General features: G+C 49.5%; 15 protein-coding genes. 7 read left to right on the forward strand and 8 right to left on the reverse strand.

Annotation, left to right across the window (positions count from 1 at the left end; all coding sequences use genetic code 11):
• Positions 1–49 precede the first annotated feature (49 nt).
• Positions 50–1,834, forward strand: coding sequence for a sensor histidine kinase (locus SD10_RS28915; RefSeq protein WP_158500592.1), 1,785 nt, complete (start codon positions 50–52; stop codon positions 1,832–1,834).
• A gap of 52 nt (positions 1,835–1,886) precedes the next feature.
• Here the strand turns inward: SD10_RS28915 and SD10_RS23590 are convergent, their stop codons facing one another.
• Positions 1,887–2,285, reverse strand: a complete 399-nt coding sequence (locus SD10_RS23590) for a response regulator (RefSeq protein ID WP_046577265.1) — start codon at positions 2,283–2,285, stop codon at positions 1,887–1,889.
• A 794-nt stretch (positions 2,286–3,079) separates the two neighbouring features.
• Between SD10_RS23590 and SD10_RS28920 the strand changes: the two genes are divergently transcribed.
• Entirely contained in the window at positions 3,080–6,253 is a 3,174-nt protein-coding gene (locus tag SD10_RS28920; RefSeq protein WP_052731278.1) for a PAS domain S-box protein, read from the forward strand.
• A gap of 103 nt (positions 6,254–6,356) precedes the next feature.
• Positions 6,357–6,515, forward strand: a complete 159-nt coding sequence (locus tag SD10_RS29740; protein ID WP_158500593.1) for a hypothetical protein — start codon at positions 6,357–6,359, stop codon at positions 6,513–6,515.
• Here the strand turns inward: SD10_RS29740 and SD10_RS30560 are convergent.
• The 7 genes from SD10_RS30560 to SD10_RS23625 all read right to left on the reverse strand — a co-directional run bounded on the left by SD10_RS30560 (position 6,466) and on the right by SD10_RS23625 (position 12,702).
• Positions 6,466–6,678 (reverse strand): DUF6671 family protein, encoded by a 213-nt coding sequence (locus SD10_RS30560; protein ID WP_394330454.1) that lies wholly within the window; start codon positions 6,676–6,678, stop codon positions 6,466–6,468. The two genes, SD10_RS29740 and SD10_RS30560, sit on opposite strands and share 50 nt — an antisense overlap.
• Positions 6,679–7,164: 486 nt before the next feature.
• The gene (locus SD10_RS23600) at positions 7,165–8,082 is read right to left on the reverse strand and encodes a helix-turn-helix domain-containing protein (protein ID WP_046577267.1); all 918 of its coding nucleotides are present in this window, start codon (positions 8,080–8,082) and stop codon (positions 7,165–7,167) included.
• 3 nt (positions 8,083–8,085) lie between these two features.
• Complete coding sequence (locus SD10_RS23605; protein WP_046577268.1) at positions 8,086–9,054, reverse strand: NADP-dependent oxidoreductase; 969 nt, start codon at positions 9,052–9,054, stop codon at positions 8,086–8,088.
• A gap of 210 nt (positions 9,055–9,264) precedes the next feature.
• Positions 9,265–10,119: an SDR family oxidoreductase gene (locus SD10_RS23610; protein ID WP_046577269.1), complete on the reverse strand. Its 855-nt coding sequence runs from the start codon at positions 10,117–10,119 to the stop codon at positions 9,265–9,267.
• A 292-nt stretch (positions 10,120–10,411) separates the two neighbouring features.
• Positions 10,412–10,990, reverse strand: a complete 579-nt coding sequence (locus SD10_RS23615) for a Crp/Fnr family transcriptional regulator (protein ID WP_046577270.1) — start codon at positions 10,988–10,990, stop codon at positions 10,412–10,414.
• Positions 10,991–11,239: 249 nt separating this feature from the next.
• Complete coding sequence (locus SD10_RS23620; RefSeq protein WP_046577272.1) at positions 11,240–12,310, reverse strand: acyltransferase family protein; 1,071 nt, start codon at positions 12,308–12,310, stop codon at positions 11,240–11,242.
• 5 nt (positions 12,311–12,315) lie between these two features.
• Positions 12,316–12,702: a hypothetical protein gene (locus SD10_RS23625; protein ID WP_046580040.1), complete on the reverse strand. Its 387-nt coding sequence runs from the start codon at positions 12,700–12,702 to the stop codon at positions 12,316–12,318.
• 152 nt (positions 12,703–12,854) lie between these two features.
• Here SD10_RS23625 and SD10_RS23630 point away from each other — a divergent pair, with 152 nt between their 5' ends.
• The 4 genes from SD10_RS23630 (at position 12,855) to SD10_RS23645 (ending at position 17,395) form a co-directional block, all read left to right on the forward strand.
• Positions 12,855–13,655 (forward strand): helix-turn-helix domain-containing protein, encoded by an 801-nt coding sequence (locus SD10_RS23630; RefSeq protein WP_046577273.1) that lies wholly within the window; start codon positions 12,855–12,857, stop codon positions 13,653–13,655.
• An 84-nt stretch (positions 13,656–13,739) separates the two neighbouring features.
• Positions 13,740–14,558 (forward strand): AraC family transcriptional regulator, encoded by an 819-nt coding sequence (locus tag SD10_RS23635; protein ID WP_046577274.1) that lies wholly within the window; start codon positions 13,740–13,742, stop codon positions 14,556–14,558.
• Positions 14,559–14,704: 146 nt separating this feature from the next.
• Positions 14,705–15,754, forward strand: coding sequence for an FAD-dependent monooxygenase (locus SD10_RS23640; RefSeq protein ID WP_262507329.1), 1,050 nt, complete (start codon positions 14,705–14,707; stop codon positions 15,752–15,754).
• A 99-nt stretch (positions 15,755–15,853) separates the two neighbouring features.
• Positions 15,854–17,395, forward strand: a complete 1,542-nt coding sequence (locus SD10_RS23645) for an FAD-dependent monooxygenase (RefSeq protein ID WP_046577277.1) — start codon at positions 15,854–15,856, stop codon at positions 17,393–17,395.
• Positions 17,396–17,481: the final 86 nt, after the last annotated feature.

Here is a 17,481-nt window from a genome sequence, read left to right on the forward strand (position 1 = left end):
AGTTATAACCTTCTTTCGATTGTCATATATGCCACATTCGTCAGAAATATTGAAGGCTAGAATTCGGATTGACATCAGCGTGATTATCGCTGGTTTTTTACTCCTTATTGGCTTATTTCTTCTTGTTTATCAACAAGTTCGACAAGAAGAAGATAACCAATGGGTAGTTCATACCTATCAAGTTATTGACCGCTTAAAAGCCGTTGAAGCTTTGCTGGTCGATGCCGAGACGGGCGCCCGGGGCTACGCGGCTACCCAGGATAGCGTGTTTCTTGAACCCTACCGACAAGCGCGGCCCCGTATCGATAGTAACTTAGAGGCCCTGCCCAAACTAGTGGCTGACAACCCGGCTCAGCAACGGCGGGCCAGGCAATTAAATAAGCTGGCGAAGGCCAAAGTTGCCATCGTGGATCAGCTTATCCGAAATACCCCCTCTCCCGAATCGAACTCCCTATTGAAGCAGGGGAAACAGCGCATGGATGCCGTGCGCCGTCACGTGACAGCCATGATTGCTGTTGAGCAGGCATTACTCAAGACTCGCCAGCAGCGGGTTCAAGCCGTCAACCAATACACGATGGTGTTAATCGGCCTGCTTCTGCTACTGGCTTTGCTCGCTTTCCGACAAGCCTATGGCATCATTCGGAAGGAGCTTACCGGTCGGTTACAGGCTCAGGTAGCAGCCCGTCAGAGCGCCGAGTTACTCCAGACTATCATCCATAACGTGCCGACCGGCCTAGTCCTTTATGAGGCCGTCCGGGACCCAGCCGGCGAGGTTATCGACTTCATCTATGCGTTATCGAACCCGGTCAATGATCAGGTGGCGGGCCGCCAGGCGGGAGAATTACTACAGGTTTCGCTGTTGACCCATTCACCAGTCACCCGTACCAATGGGGTATTTGACGATCTGGTTCAAGTAGTAGACAGCGGTCAGCCCCTGTCCCGCATCCGGCGCTTTCAATCGGATCGGGTTCAGGGTTGGTTTGATAGCCGTTATGTCAAACAGGGGGATGGGGTGCTGGTAAGCTTCCTGGATGTAACGGCGCTTAAAGAAGCCGAGTTAACCCAGCAGCAGCAGGCCCAGGCTCTCCAAAGCGCCAATGAGGAACTACAGCGCTCCAATGCCAGCCTGCAATCGTTTGCCTTTATTGCCAGTCATGATTTACAGGAACCGCTGCGTAAAATTGAGTCTTTTGGCAATTTGCTGGTGGGGCAGTACGCTAATGAATTGGATGAGAAGGCGGCCGACTACCTGCGACGCATGCAGGCGGCTGCCAGGCGAATGTCCCACTTGATTCGAGACCTGCTCAACTACTCGCGGCTAAGCAGCGCTCCAACGGTGTTTGCGCCTGTCTCGATGTCCTTGCTGGTAGAAGAGATTCTGGACGATCTGGAGACAACCATTAGCCGATCTGGAGCCCAGATCACCGTTGGTGAGTTACCGATCCTGCCGGGTGATGCGACCCAGTTGCGGCAGTTAATGCAAAACCTAGTCAGCAACGCTATCAAGTTTAGTCAGAAGCCAGCAGGAATGGCGCAGGTAGCCATCAACAGTCGGCATGTTGCGGGAGCCGATATACCTGCTTTAGTTCCATTGAGCACCGAGAGCGTCTATTGGGAGATTCGAGTGTCCGATAACGGCATTGGCTTCGATGAGCAGTACCTCGACCAAATCTTTGAGGTGTTCCAGCGGTTGCACACCAAACAGCAGTTTTCCGGATCAGGCATCGGACTGGCCATCTGCAAGCGGGTCGTGGAGAACCACGGCGGCTGGATTACCGCTGACAGCCAACTGGGCCAGGGCGCTACGTTTCGGGTCTATCTACCGGCGGCTTAGATGCGTGTCAGGACGGGCCTGTTGCTACTGGATCGGGAAGATGCTTTTGGGCTTAGACGGCTACTACCCACTTATCCATTAACGATCGGATAACTTCCTTCATGGCCTTATAATCAGATTGCTTTGGAATAAAATCGACCATACCAGCCTGAAAACTGGCCGATAGTTCTTCAGCAGTGATTAGGGACGACCATAGTACGGTTGGCACCGACTGCAGGTGAGGCTGAGTAGACATCCAGCCCAATAGGTCCAGCGCGTTAGCTGGTGGCAGAAAATAATCCAGCACTACCAAATGGGGTTGCTCCGACTCGGCGAGCAAGCGTTGGCATTCCTGCAAATTTTTAGAACAGCTGATCTCCACTCGATCCCCATATAAATCCTTAAAGATGGTCGTCAGGAAATAACAATCATCTTCATCATCGTCACTCAGTACTATCCGATAAGTATCCATCTGATTCGCCCTTACTTACTTGCTTATCCGCCCTCACATGGATAGAGAAGTAGCTGTAAGTTTTGTTTAACACAGGCTACACAAATGTACTTTGTTACATGAATTTTGTCAACTCATTGCTAATTTTGCCTGGTAGTTAAGCCCATTCCTTTTCTATTGACTAACCTCAATGAACCAGATTCTTTTGGCTATCTGTCTCATCCATTGGCAGATAGGCAAGAAAGGTGATCCTCTCTCCTACCTGACTCTCTGCAGTAATCATACTAGCATGAACCTCGACACTTTTCTCACATAGCGCCAAGCGAAGACGGGGTCAGTCATCGGACTTGGCGCGTACAGACACCATCGTTGACCAACGTCCGGTTGACCGTCACTCATCAGGGCAGCGATCAGGCGGGTGTATAGACGAGAAAAGTAGCAGGTACAAAGCAGTGCATCGGCTCTCATAGGGTAGTTGCTCAAAAAAGTCAGCTAACTCGCGGATAGCACTTAAGGCGGATGACTCATCCGTAAGGGTTATTAATTCGGTTTCGCTAATTACCTTTCTGCCCGATTGTCAGCCCATTTCATCAATAGGCTCACAATTACGACTGAATCATCCAAACGTAGAATGGCCACTTTTTTACTTCTGTTCGGCCAGCCAACTTACAAACGACCGCCCGTATCGACGAGCTATTGTTTGTGAGTTTGACTATTACAAACAAGCCTGCAAATTAGGCGGATTGGATTTAGTGCCAATACAGACAATCCATTAGATTAGCCGCATAAACGCTTTCGGACAAAATTAAGGAGGAGTGATCGACGATAACAACCGCTTTGATAAAGAAACTATCCCGACAACAGGCAGCCATCAACGGCTCCGGCCCCAGGAAGAATGCCTGGCCGTTGCCTTCACGAACGCACAGGTGGGCTTTGCCATTATCCAGACAAACGGGACAGTTCTTTACGTCAATAAGGCACTAGGGGTACTAACGGGTTACCCGCTCAGCGAACTGATCAACAAACCGTATGCCCTGGTCATTCATCCGGACGACCAGGATCACTATGCGCATGAAATCAAGGGCTTAGCAACGGGTGGCGTAGGTTCGCTGACAACGCAGCTACGCTGTATTCATCAAGAAGGCCGGCTAGTCTGGGTCAAGCTCCACACAACCTTACTTGTAGACGATGCGGGCCAGACTGATCGCCTGTTTTCGATTATTGAAGAGGTTACCAAAGAGGTGATTGTGCGCGACGACCAGCACAAATTACTGGCGCTGGTCGACAATAGCCTTAGTTTTATGGCCATTGCTGACCTGGAAGGCCGGGTAACCTACATCAATGATGCTGGCCGAGCACTGGTTGGTCTGGCCAAGGCAGACGGGCCGGAAGCAATTGTCGTTGCGGATTTCTATTCGCCTGAGCAGTACGCCCTGATTCGCGACGTAGCCGTTCCAACACTCCTCCGCCAGGGGCATTGGTCAGGCCGGGTTACCCTCATCCATTTCAAAACCGGCGAAAGTATTCCCTGTCAGGCAAGCGGTATTCGAATCGATGATCCAGATACCGGAAAGCCGATCGGGAGAGGGTTCACCCTGCGGGATTTACGGCCCGAGCTGGCGGCCCAGGAAACACAACAAAGACTGCTGACGCTAGTCGATAATAGCATCGAGTCGATGTCTATTTTAGAACTGGATGGCAAAAATTCGTATATCAACAAGGCAGGCATCGCCATGTTGGGCTTTGACAACGCACAACAGGTTCAGGAAACACCCATATCGCAGCTTCACGCACCCGAACATTTTGCCCTGGTTGAACAGGACGTGCTGCCGTCTGTGATGCGTACCGGCCGCTGGTCGGGGGAGATGTTGGTTCGCCACCTCAAGACGGGTGAGGTATTCCCCGTTTTTAACAATACGATTCGCATTGACGACCCTCTCAGTGGACAGCCCATAGCGGTGGGTGCTGTCATGCGCGATAGGCGGCCCGAACTGCTGGCTCAGCAAGCCTTACAAACCAGCGAAGCCCGCTTCCGTAGCCTGATCATGCAGGCGCCGGTAGCGATTGCGGTATTCCGTGGGGATCAGTTTGTGTTTGAGACCGTTAACGAGGCTTACCTGCCGCTTATCGGTAAAACAAGACCCGACGTAGAAGGCAAACCGCTGTTTGAGGTACTCCCCGAAACCCGATCTACCTTAGAACCACTGGCGCGGGAACTGGTTCGCACAGGCATTCCGTTTCCGGCCAGCGAGTTTGAAATTGTCATTAACCGGCATGGCCGGCACGAGACCTGTTTTTTTAATTCGATTTGGGAGCCTTTCCGCCTGAGTGATGGCCGCATCGATGGCTTTATCGTCGTGGCGCATGAAGTTACGCAACAAGTGGTTACCCGAAAAATGGCGGAAGCCAGTGAAGCCAAGCTCCGCTCGATCATTGAGGAAACCCCTATAGCCACCTGCCTGTTTGTAGGCCCCGACCTGGTCATTGAACTGGCGAATCAACCCATGATCCGCTTCTTTGGACGCGGGCCATCCGTTGTGGGCCGGCCCATCCGAGCGGTGCTGACAGGCGCCAGCGCAGATGCATCAGCCATTGCTCTCCTGGAGCAGGTCTTTAGGACAGGTAACTCCTTTTCAGCCCCATCAACCCCGGCCAATTTGACCATTGATGGTATAGAGGGCACCTATTACTTCGATTTAAGCCTAAAACCCCTGCGCGATGAGGCTGGTCAGGTCTATGCCATTTTGGAAACCGCCATCGACGTAACAGCCGAGGTTATGAACCGGAAAAAACTGGAAGAAAGTGAAACGTACTTTCGTCGGTTAACCGATACCGTGCCCACTATCATCTGGGAAACGGCACCCGATGGCAACTGTACTTATCTTAACCAGCAATGGTATGCGGCTACCAGTCAAACCAGGGCTGAGGCCGAAGGCCTTGGCTGGCTTTCGGCTACGCACCCCGACGACAAGCCTGAAGTGAGTCACCTTTTTATGGAGGCCAATCAAAGCCAGGCACCCTTCCAGGCCCTTTACCGAATGCGCCAAACGGATGGTTCTTACCGCTGGGCGATTGACTTAGGCAGCCCCCGATTCAGTGAAACCGGCGTGTATGAAGGTATGATCGGGACGGTGGTCGATGTGCATGAACAGGTGCTCGCCCGCCAAGAGATTGAGGAGAGCGAAGCCCGGTTTCGCAACTTATCGGCCCAGTTAGACCAGTTGGTTCAGGCGCGCACCCAGCAGTTGGAAGCCTCGATTCACGACTTACAGCGGTCGAACGAGAACCTGCAGCAGTTTGCCTATGTCGCCAGTCATGATCTTCAGGAACCCCTGCGCAAGATTCAATCCTTCGGCGACATTCTAAAGGCTCAATACGCAACTGATTTGGGCGAGGGCATCGCTTATTTAGAGCGAATGCAGGCAGCGGCCAGCCGAATGTCTACGCTGATTCGGGACCTGCTGGCCTATTCGCGGATTTCAACCCAGCAGGAGGTGACATCCGTTGTGCCGCTCACGCAGGTTGTCCGGCAGACCGTCCTGGATTTAGACCTGCTCATTGGGGAAACTGATGCTTCAATCCAGATTGATGTTCTGCCAACGGTGCAGGGTGACGCGTCTCAATTGGGTCAGCTGTTTCTGAATTTACTGGGTAATGCCGTTAAGTTTCGTCGGACCGGGGTGGTTCCCCAAATTACAGTTCGGGCCCACCAGGTACTGGCGTCTGAACTGCCCCCGACGGTTCGCCCCACGCGGGTGGCGAACACCTACCATTGCATTGATGTGGCCGATAATGGAATCGGGTTTGATGATAAGTATGTCGACCGCATCTTTCATGTGTTCCAACGCCTGCATGGGCGAAGCGAGTATGCAGGCACGGGCATTGGGTTAGCCATTTGTGAGAAGGTGGCGGCCAATCATGGAGGTGCTATCACGGCTACCAGTCGACCCGGTCAGGGGGCGACGTTTAGTGTTTATTTACCAAACTAAGTTTACAAAGGGGGTGAGAAGATACGAGTGAACAGACGTCCATTTTGAAAGGTGCCTCCGCTTAGTATCTTTAAGGAACGAATCCAGGCCCTTGGGAAAATCTATGACCACCCTTGAGCAATTTCTCGGTGCTACCAACTTAGACGATGCGTCGCTATTGGCCAGGCAACTTAGCAATCCTACTACCCAGGAGAAAGCGGTTATTATGGCGCTCATTGACGAGTGGAATAACGAACAGGCCATCGCAAACCTTTTGCACTAACTTTTCCCCAACCCGGTGTATGACAGGCGGGGCATAAACAGGAAAGACGCTTTGCCAGCAACGTTGTCAGTTCGCCAATCACTCCCATACGCGTCGGGTTGTAGGAGGGACGCATGTCTGTTTCCTTAAAAGCCCCTTCCAGGGTGGGCAGAGACTGACGCATGACACCGATCACTGATTTTTTGTGCTTACTTTTATCCAGCACGGTAAAAAAACTGGCAGTCGGTGTACTGCCAGTCACTCATGATGTTAAAAACTATCCTGTCTTGAGCTATCCGGTACGGAGATAATTCTACCGTCTGCTTCCCTTTTTACCCGTATACCGGTGGGCTTTTCTTTAGGCTTGCTCTCGCAGGCTAAAAGGCTGAATGTGAGTAGTATCAAAATTGCTTTCATAACTCAAAGTTAACTAAAATACGCTCCGCGCTATAAGCATGCCAACCATTATGAATAGGTTTTTACGCATCATGATTATCGACAAAAAAGGACCGCAGCCGCAGACGGTCGCAACGGCGCACCGTAAAAATCGTCATGACTTCATAAAGAAGTGTTCACCTCTAACAATTGTTTTACAGGTGAACGCTTTCAGCAAACACAATAACCACCGACGCGATTGCGTCGGGTTTGTTACTCGCAGTGAGTCCAATGGCTACTGTTTGAACGACTGCCTGAACGCCAGGGGCGAAAGCCGGGTCTTTGCTTTAAACAACCGGCTAAACGATTGTAAATGTTCAAATCCCAATTCGTAAGCGATCTCGCTCATGGAAAGCTCAGTGGTGGATATTCGTTCTTTAGCTCTTTCGATTAGCTTTTCATGGATGTAGTGCTGGGTGTTTTGGCCTGTATGCATCCGCAACAGGCTGCTTAAATATTTTGGTGAGATGTGCAGCAGGGCGGCCATGTCGTTTACAGTCGGCAATCCTTTGGTTGTCGGCTGCCCACTGTTTAAATACTCATTCACTACTTTTTCCAATCGATCCAGTAGCTGGTGGTTCGCCTTTTCGCGTGTAATGAACTGGCGGTTATAGAACCGCTCGGCATAACCTAGCAAGCTTTCCAGCTGTGCTATAATGATCTGCTTGCTGAATTTGTCAATACCAGCGTGCGTTTCGCGGTGGATATTCTGAACAATGTTGATGATGGTTTCCTCTTCCTTTTCAGAAAGAAATAAGGCCTCGTTTACAGCATAACTCCAAAACTCATATCGTTTGATGGTACTTGCCAACGGCGTATTCCACAGGAAATCGGGATGGACAATTAGATACCATCCCGATTGCTTTACTTCAACGTCCTTTTCGACGGTAAGGCTTGTTACCTGACCAGGCGATACAAACGTCAGCATCCCTTCATTAAAGTCGTAGGGATGCTGCCCGTATTTCAGTTTAAGCTCTTCGGTGCCCGTAACTCGTTTTAACGCTACGCAATAGAAGTCGCAAAAAGAGGTTACCGTTTCGCCACTGCGTATCATTCTGGTAGCATCTATCTGAAATGCACTGATGAGCGGATGCGCTGGCTTGGGCAACTGCCAGGCCTGGAACCATTGGCTGATTGTTTTGTAATGCACCATATCTTAATCTTCCTGATAAATCTGGAGCACAATTTTCCCGCGTACGTGTTTCGTTTCGCTATCGTGGTGTGCCTGGGCTGCCCGCTCCCATGGATAAACCTTATTGACAACCGCTTTCACTTTGCCCAGGTCAATAAGTTTGGCTACTTCAGTAAAAATTTTATGATGATTTACATCAACACCCGCCATGGAAACGGTCGCCTTTTTCTTAGCCAGTAAGCCCTTAAATAGCTCGCTGGGCCACACCCCATGCGTGCATACGAAGATACCGCCTTCGTTTAACACGGGGACAGACCTCAGACGCAGTGCTTCATCTACCGTAGTGGTAGGGGTGGCATTGAACACCACGTCTATATCGCTCACAACATGCTCAAATTTTTGTGTGTTGTAGTCAATCACTTCGTCGGCGCCCAGTTGTTTTAAAAAATCAGCGTTATGGGCCGATGCGGTGCCAATAACATAGGCACCATAGGCCTTGGCAAATTGTACCGCCAGGCTGCCAATACCTCCTGCCGCCCCGTGTACCAAAACGCGGTGGCCTGGCTGCACCTTTGCCTTCTCGACCATACCATTATAGGCCATACGCGCACAGGCTGGTAACGAACCGGCTTCGTTAAAGCTGAGACTACGCGGCATAAGCGCAAACTGGGTCGCTTTGGCGGCAAGGTATTCCGTATAGCTGCCATCCAAATAGTTGGGTACACCATATACACGGTCCCCCTTTTTGAATTCCGTTACTTCGCTTCCCACCTCTTCCACAATCCCGGCCCCATCAATGCCTAAGCCCATCGGTAATTTCAACAGTGGTTTCAAGGCCTCATTTCCGCCCCGGCGTATGATGTAATCGGCCGGGTTTACACTGGCAGCATAAACTTTTACCAAGATCTCATCTGGAGCGGGAACGGGGCGTTCCACCTGGACAATTCTCATCACTTCTGGTTCACCAAACTCATAAATTCGGATTGCTTTCATCGTTACGCTGTTTTGTCATGCAAAAGTCTGCAACAACGTGATGGTCCATTTAACTGGATTGCCTTTTGTTTTAACCAAAGTGGTGACTTTACAATGCAACTATAATTAATCGCCCAACAAACCCCTTCAATAAATGAACGCTTACTTTTTAACATGTGTCAATCGCTATCAGCAGCACATGGTGCTATTGGTAGCGATTGACATCCGGTATTAGTTATAAGCCGCCAGCCATTTAGCTTTAGTTGCTGCGCGGGCGGCAATAAATTCTTTATCGGTACCCTGCGCAATGGCATCCAGAGGAAAGCGCAGCGGCCGGGTTCCTTTTTCCATCGTGATCAGTTCCAGAACGCCGTCAGCAATCGTCTGCGGATTCATCTTAAACTCAACCATTTTACCGAATAAAGATTGGCCAATGGCATTGAATTTTTGCTGGGCCGCTTCGCCATATTCGGCAATGATGTCGGCTTTATCAGCGTTAACGCCCACCTTGACGCCCGTATTCATTTCCGTCGGATAAACACCGGACTGAATACTAACGTTTTCAATGCCATACTCGCTCAGTTCATCCTGAAGTCCTTCTGTAATGGTTTCTACACCAAATTTCGACGCCATGTAGGGAACCATGAATGGTAAGGTATGCCCGCTGGCTCCGGTGGTAATGTTAATGATGAGCCCGCTTTGGGCTTTCCGCATGCTGGGCAGAACGGCCTGATAAGTCCGTACAACTCCATAAAAATTCACTTCGAACATCGTCCGAATCTGATCAAGCGAATAGGCTTCCAATAAACCAAAACCTGCGACGGCGGCATTGTTAACCAGTACATCGATACGGCCGTATTTTTCCAGCGTTTGCGCGAAGGCGTTTTGTACAGAAGCATTATCAGTGACGTCGATTTCGACAACGTCGATGTTAGCAATGGCGGCCAGTTCATTGGCTACAGCCTGGTTTTTGCCGGTTGTACCACGCATACCGGCGATGACCGAGTGTCCGGCATTCGCTAAGGTGAGGGCGGTTAATTTACCAAATCCGGTACTGGTACCGGTAATGAATACGACTTTTGACATGGTATGTATTGGTTCTTGTTCGTGCTGTTTGAACGATGCAAAAGTGCAGCGCCTGCCTTAGCTGACCATTGATATTTCGTAAGAAAGAACTTGATCTAGATCAACCGTAAGCAAGGATTCATGAACCAGGATCCACACAAAAAAGGCCGCTAATCCTACGATTAGCGGCCGGTGAATTTTATGGAAAGAGCGTTACTAGTTGCAGCATGTGACTTTAACCGAATACATTGATGCTGACTGTTCTACGGCTGAAAGAAAGCACTTGATCCTGGTCCGGGCATTGGTCTGGTGATCATTTTTTGGCCACCTGGCCTCTGACCCGACTCAGCGTTTCAGGGGTCATGCCCAGGAACGAAGCAATCATACTTTGCGGAATGCGCTGGGCTAAGGCTGGGTAAGCCTGGATAAAAAACAAGTATTTTTCCTCCGCGGTATAGCTGATAGCTGCCTGTATCCGGTTTTGAGAGACTACGAAGCTCTTCTGTAGGATTGCATTGACCATCTCATTGAAAGCCGGAATCTGCTGCGAAATCCGCTGGAAGTTCTCCTGGGTAATCAACACAACTTCACTGTCTTCGATGGCGTCGATGTTCAGCCGGGAAGGCTTGCCCGACAACAAACTTTCGCGGTCGCCGATCCACCAGTTTTCAATGGCAAAGCCAATGACGTGTTCCTGGCCTTTCTCATCGACGGCATACGAGCGCATACACCCCCTGGTAACAAAGGCATTGTAGAGCCAGACGTCTCCTTCCTGAAGCAAATACTGCTTTTTACGCAGCTTTTTAAGAATACTCAACGTCCGTATCCATTCTATTTCGGATTCGGACAAGGAAATTCGTTGAAGAAGATAGTGCGTAAAAACGTCAAACATGGGTCAACTATACCGGCTATATTTCAATACCGGCTCCTGTTGCAAAGAACGTTTATTTTCACACAACGGCAGTTGGTACAAGGCAATACCATCCAGCTTTATATAGGATCGCTTAATGGCAGCCATAAACGATACCCCTCCTGCCCTACTCAACATCGTTCAATTAAACGCTGGTACTCGTTATTTGTAAACTGCTTTATGGATGGTAGGCGGCCTACTCCCAGATAGCATTATGGCCACCAATTTCGGCTATCGACGGCCAGCTAAATAACGTCGAATGGGTTCATCATAAAAGACCTGTACCAGATAGGCGAACCCAGCAAGAAAAACCACCCCGGTAACCACAATCAATGACAGATGCAGGGTATCCGGTTTATAAGTGGCGAGATAGCTGCCGAAGATCCACATAGCTCCGTAGTGGGTCATATAGATTGGATAAGAAAGTTTACCCAGGAACACACACAGTTTTTCAAGTCCCGGCGACAGGGTAGCTCCTGCTCCAGCCACAAGCAGGGCCGGAAAATAGAGTAGCACAATGATCGGCTCGGTCAATCCGTTCCACTGGGTGAAGGGCATGAGGAAAGCCAGTATAAGTAACCCCGCCACCCCCACGAAGCCAAGGCCATTCTTCAGAATCCAGTTGGCCCGGTAAATGAACAACCCGGCTAGAAATGAGTACGCGATTCGGGCACCCCCATCCCAGAAGGTAGGCCCGGACCAACCGCCCAACAGATTACCTGCCCGATAGCTAACCAGGCAGAGTACTGTTGCCGCCAGTACGATAAATACGGACAGATAGCGACGGCTGATCCGGTAGAGTACCAGGGCATAAATGATATTGGCCACATATTCCCAGAATAACGACCACGCGGGCGCATTAAAGCTAAACAGGTTGAAAGCCCGCTCTTTCATGATGGGCAGCGGAATGAGGCATAGCGAACAAACAAAGGTCAGCAACAGGTTTGCCCGATCCGATAAATCGGGATGAGCAGCAAAGGGATCGAACAGAAAGCCCAGCAAACCAAGTACGGACCCTAAAATGACCAGGGGATGCAGTCGGATCAGTCGTAGTCTGAAAAACGCGGCAAGTCCGAGCCGACGAATTCGGTCGTCATAGGCGTAGCCCATGACAAAGCCCGATAAGCAAAAGAAAAAATCGACGGCTAAAAAACCGTGGGCGATGAAGTTCCGGCTGGGATCGGGATACACCCATTCCATGAAATGAAAGATGACGATGGCTAGGGCCGCCACCCCGCGCAATCCATCCAGAATGGCAAAGTGGGGCTTAGTGCTTAGCGTAGCCGATTTTAGTTCTCCCATGCGTATTACCCTTCACTGACGGGAAAACGGTTCATGCGTTCATTGTAGCTATCGAGCATTGCATCATCAATGGTGTCCGCTTGCTGAAGATCAAACAGTAAAAAATCAGCTCGGTCGGCTCCCTCAATCATTCCCTCAAACTTGAGTTCCTGCCTTACCCAACCTGACGTTTTGCCAAGCGCAGTGGCCTGGGTAAGAACGGCCTCAACGGTAGCGGATGTCCGATCTGCGCTTTGGGTCGTTAAGAGAAGTATCTTAATATCGGCTTTGACATCCTCATAAGTCAACCCCTCAGCGGGCAACTCAGCATGAACCCACTGCAAGGTCAACTTGTGAATTACTTCTTTGTAGGGAGTATCGTTAAGATCGGCAGGGCGTATACGCTGGTTCACCCGGCAAATATACCAATTTGTAGTAAATACCCCTCGAACCGGTTGTTTCCAGGCGACCACAACCAAAATGGCAAAAGCGGCCCAGTTCTCTTGGCCTGAACATATCCGAGAATACATATAGCCAATACTCCCCAAATGGGCTATCTTTCGACATGCAGCATCAGGAATTTGAACCACCTTCAGCGCTACGAGATACCATAAAGTGCTTTTGGTACGATAGACGAGACTTCGGGGAACGACAATCAAGTTTTGCGGTACTACCGGATGGCTATGCTGAAATTATTTTTCATTTTGGAAACCCCTGTAGCCTATTGCACAATGGAGTCTTGCAACCCTTACCATCACCATTTATGATGGGGCTGCTCAATCAGCCTGTTATTTTCTACACCAAAAACCGGTTTGAAATCATTGGTATCCGGTGCTTCCCCTGGACCGTGTTCGATTTGCTCGGGCTACCGTCCGGTAAAGACAGCGTGCATATAATTGACCATCCGATCACCCAGCTTCAAACCACGTTGGCTGAGTGGATTCAGGCGGGTAAACTAGACGAAGCCCTGGCCCAGATAAAACAGTATTTCCTGGATGCCCGATTGGGGGTGGCTACTGACAGTATGCTAGCCAAAGCGGGCGTTGCTATGCGGGCAGCAAACGGCACCATGCCAGTGAGCCAGGTGGCAGCAGCGGCTCACGCAACGGTGCGTACGCTGGAACGGAGGTTCAGAAAATCGGCGGGGTATACAGTTAAAGACGTGTCCGGCCTGATGCGCTTTGAGCAGGTACGAAACCACTTGTGGCTTTATCCAGATGCCAATCTTGCCGGTCTGGCACATGAACTGGGCTATACGGATCAAGCCCATCTAAGCCGGGAATTCAAGCGCTACAGTGGTACAACGCCAGCCGCATTTGCGCGGAGTATAACTCAGCCGAAGGGAATAAAACCGCGCCCTGAATAGTAGGTTTATTAGATAACAAAACCCTGTCTTTGCCTGGTGAATACAAGCGAGCGTAAAAAAAACAGATCCATTCCTGTAAATACTATGGCGAACGAGTTCGGTATAGGTATTTCCATCGAAAAAATTTCGTTTACCGATTTACCCATTGACGACGCAAAACAATCACATCGGGATGACGGGCATTCGTTCTTCCTGCTTGAGAACGGAACAGTTGATATTGAGATTGATTTTAAAAGATATACCATTCATTCCTCATCTGTCATCTACATGCACCCGAATCAAGTGCATCGTATATTGGCATTTGAAAATGTAACGGTTAGCAGTTGGTCGATCAATAATGAAAACCTAAATCCTGACTATCTAAACCTATTAGAAGACCTCACGCCCGCAAAACCACTGGCGTTAACGAATGAAACGTTTTCCGTTATTTCTGAAGCTGTATCACTTTGCCTAAAATTTTCTGAACGAAAAAACGATAAATTATATCATTCATTATGTAGAGATAGCTGCAACGCACTGGTCGCTTTGGTTGCTTCACAATATTTAGAACAATCGACATCCATAGACAAACTTTCACGATTCGAAACGATCACTAAAGCTTTCAGGAAACTACTAGAACGCGATTACACCAACGCCAAACGCCCGGCAGAGTACGCGCAAATGCTAAACATATCGACACCTTACCTGAACGAGTGTGTCAAAAACACAACAGGCTATTCTGTTTCGCATCATATCCAGCAACGTGTAATCTTAGAAGCAAAACGTTTGCTTTTTCATTCTGACAAATCGGTGAAAGAAATTGCTACAGAATTAGGCTATGATGATTACCCTTATTTCTCGCGGCTGTTTACCAAAGTTACAGGAATGACTGCTCTGGCTTTCCGAAGCAAAAACCTCGATTAGTCCAATACCTACCCTGCATTGCCATTTCATACCCCTGCTATACGATGTTCCTTTGCACCGTCAAATAAACTCGTATATACATGAAATCATTAAAAAAAGTGCTCGTTTCGGGCGCCAGCATAGCCGGACTGTCAACCGCTTACTGGATGAACAAAGTAGGGTATAAAGTAACGGTTGTTGAACAGGCAAGCGAACTTCGACGTGGTGGTACGGCGGTTGATCTGCGTGGAAATACCATAGACATCGTAAAGCGTATGGGTATTTTTGACCAATTAAACGCAAACAGATTGACGTTGGAGTCGATCGAATTTAAAAATGCTGACGATGGCACAGAAGGATCAATTTCGCTGAAAGACGAAGGTGGAAAACTTCCTGACGAGATAGAAATTGAACGCGACAAGTTAATTAGTATATTATTTGAGCGGACAAAAAATGATGTTGAATTCATTTTCAACAACAGCATTACAGCGTTGAATGAAACAGAAGACGAGATAAACGTTACGTTTAAAACGGGTACACAACGTGCATTTGACTTAGTAATTGGCTGCGATGGTACGCATTCGGCTGTACGGAAAATCTGGTTTGGCGATAAAGCGGAATACACCCATTTTCTGGAAGCCTATTTCTCTATATCCATCGTAAACAAATTATTGATAAAACCGAACATAATGCAGTTCTACAATGTGCCGGGCAAGGCTTATATGCTTAATGCGTATAAGAATAAAACGGATATAGTTTTTTGCTTTTCCTCAGAAAAAGAAATTCCCTACGATTATCGGGATACCGAGCAACAAAGGAAAATCATTTTGGAACAATTTGCTGAACAAGGATGGCGAACCGCTGAATTATTGGAAGAAATAGCAAATTCTAAAAATTTTTACTTCGACAAATTCTGTCAAATAAAAATGCCCTCATGGACAAAAGGCCGGGTAGCGTTGGTAGGTGATGCCGCCTATTGTGCTTCGCCTGCTGCCGGAATGGGCGGCTCGCTGGCGATGGAAGGGGCTGCAACGCTGGCCGATTCGCTAGAAAAACACAACGGGAATTTCGAATTAGCGTTTCAGGATTACAACAAAAACTTCCGTTCGTTTATTGACGAAGTCCAAGCCGAAGCCGAATTAAACGTAAGAGAAAACTTTATTCTAAGAACCGAAGAAGCAATTCGTAGAAGAAACACACAGGGAAGTCCATGGTAGCCTTCACCTACATAAAAAGCTGGACGCGAATGATTTTGTCGCGTTTATACAAGCCTAACGCAGGCGCATTTCAGACTTTTGTGTGTCAATCAGGTTACTATGAAAGCAATACAAAATCCATCTATTCACGATGTCATCATTTCCGGTGCAGGGCCGGTAGGGTTATTTCTAGCCTGTGAGCTGGCCCTGGCCAACTGTTCAGTTCTACTGCTGGAAAAGGCGGAGAATCCACATTCGCCTTTGAAACGACTTCCTTTTGGAATTCGGGGGCTCTCGACGCCTACTATTGAAGCGCTTTACCGACGTGGGTTACTGAGTGAACTTGAAGTACATAAACGCCTTAAAAATCCCCACCAACATGCCGCCCAAGGGCCACGTCGCCAGGTTGGCCACTTTGCTGGTATTCCATTTCATGACGGTGATATCGACACGTCTCAATGGCCGTATCGCCTGCCAGGCTCTACCGACACCAGTTTACTTTCTGAATTAGAAGAGCTTGAAACCATACTGTCCCGCCGGGCAGAAGCCCTGGGTGTAACCATCAGGCGCGGGCGGACCATAACGGGCTTTGAACAAACTTCGGGCGGGGTAACTGTCCTGTCAGGCGACCATTCGTTCGACGGTAAATGGCTCGTGGGTTGCGATGGAAGTCGTAGTGTCGTGCGCAAGGCGGGCGGTTTTGACTTCGCCGGTACGGAGCCTGAATTTACCGGCTACTCTGCTCAGGTTGACCTTTTTGACCCGGAGAAACTCAGTCTGGGCCGAAACGTGACACCAACCGGCATGTACCTGCAGTCTCAGCCAGGCTACGTGATTATACAGGATTTTGATGGTGGGGCCTTTCATGAATCAGGAAAGCCCGTCACGCTCGAACACGTGCAGGAGGTGCTGCGCCGTATCTCGAACACCGACGTTACGATCAGCGCTCTGCATATGGCAACCACATGGACCGACCGGGCCCGGCAGGCCACAACCTATCGCAACGGACGGATACTGTTAGCCGGTGATGCCGCCCACATTCATTCGCCATTGGGCGGCCAGGGACTTAACCTAGGCCTGGGCGATGCCATGAACCTGGGCTGGAAACTCGCGGCAACCATTCAGAAGAAAGCGCCGGAAGGCTTACTGGACAGTTACCATACCGAACGGCACCCAATTGGGGCACAAGTGCTAGACTGGTCACGTGCTCAGGTTGCTCTCATGCAACCAGACTCGCAGGGCCGCGCGTTGCGGGCAATTATTCAGGACCTGATGAACACCCGCGACGGGGCCACCTATTTTGCCGGAAGAGTGTGGGGTATTTTCACGCACTACCCTCTGGGTGGCGACCACCCGCTGGTAGGCTACAGCGTGCCTAATGTTGCGTTCGAAGACGGCTCGAAAATCGGCGAATTCATGCACGATAGCCAGGGAATACTGCTCGATTTTGATAGAAATGCGGCACTTGAAGCGTTAGCGAGTGAATATGGCGGCCAACTCAAGTATGTATCGGGCCCAGCAAAAGACCAAATAGAAGCAAGTGCTGTACTCATACGCCCTGATGGGATTGTGGCCTGGGCTTCTACGGATGTCCCAGATTACAGCGAACTCCAGAAAGCGGCCGCTCGCTGGTTTGGTTCACAGTCCGAGGTCAATCATTAAAAATAGGGAAGTCGGTGTAACACTACTTTATCAACTCGCCAACGTCTGCACCTTCGGCATTTTTACTCACCACCAATAGTATAGGA

Source organism: Spirosoma radiotolerans (assembly GCF_000974425.1).
Taxonomy (GTDB): domain Bacteria; phylum Bacteroidota; class Bacteroidia; order Cytophagales; family Spirosomataceae; genus Spirosoma; species Spirosoma radiotolerans.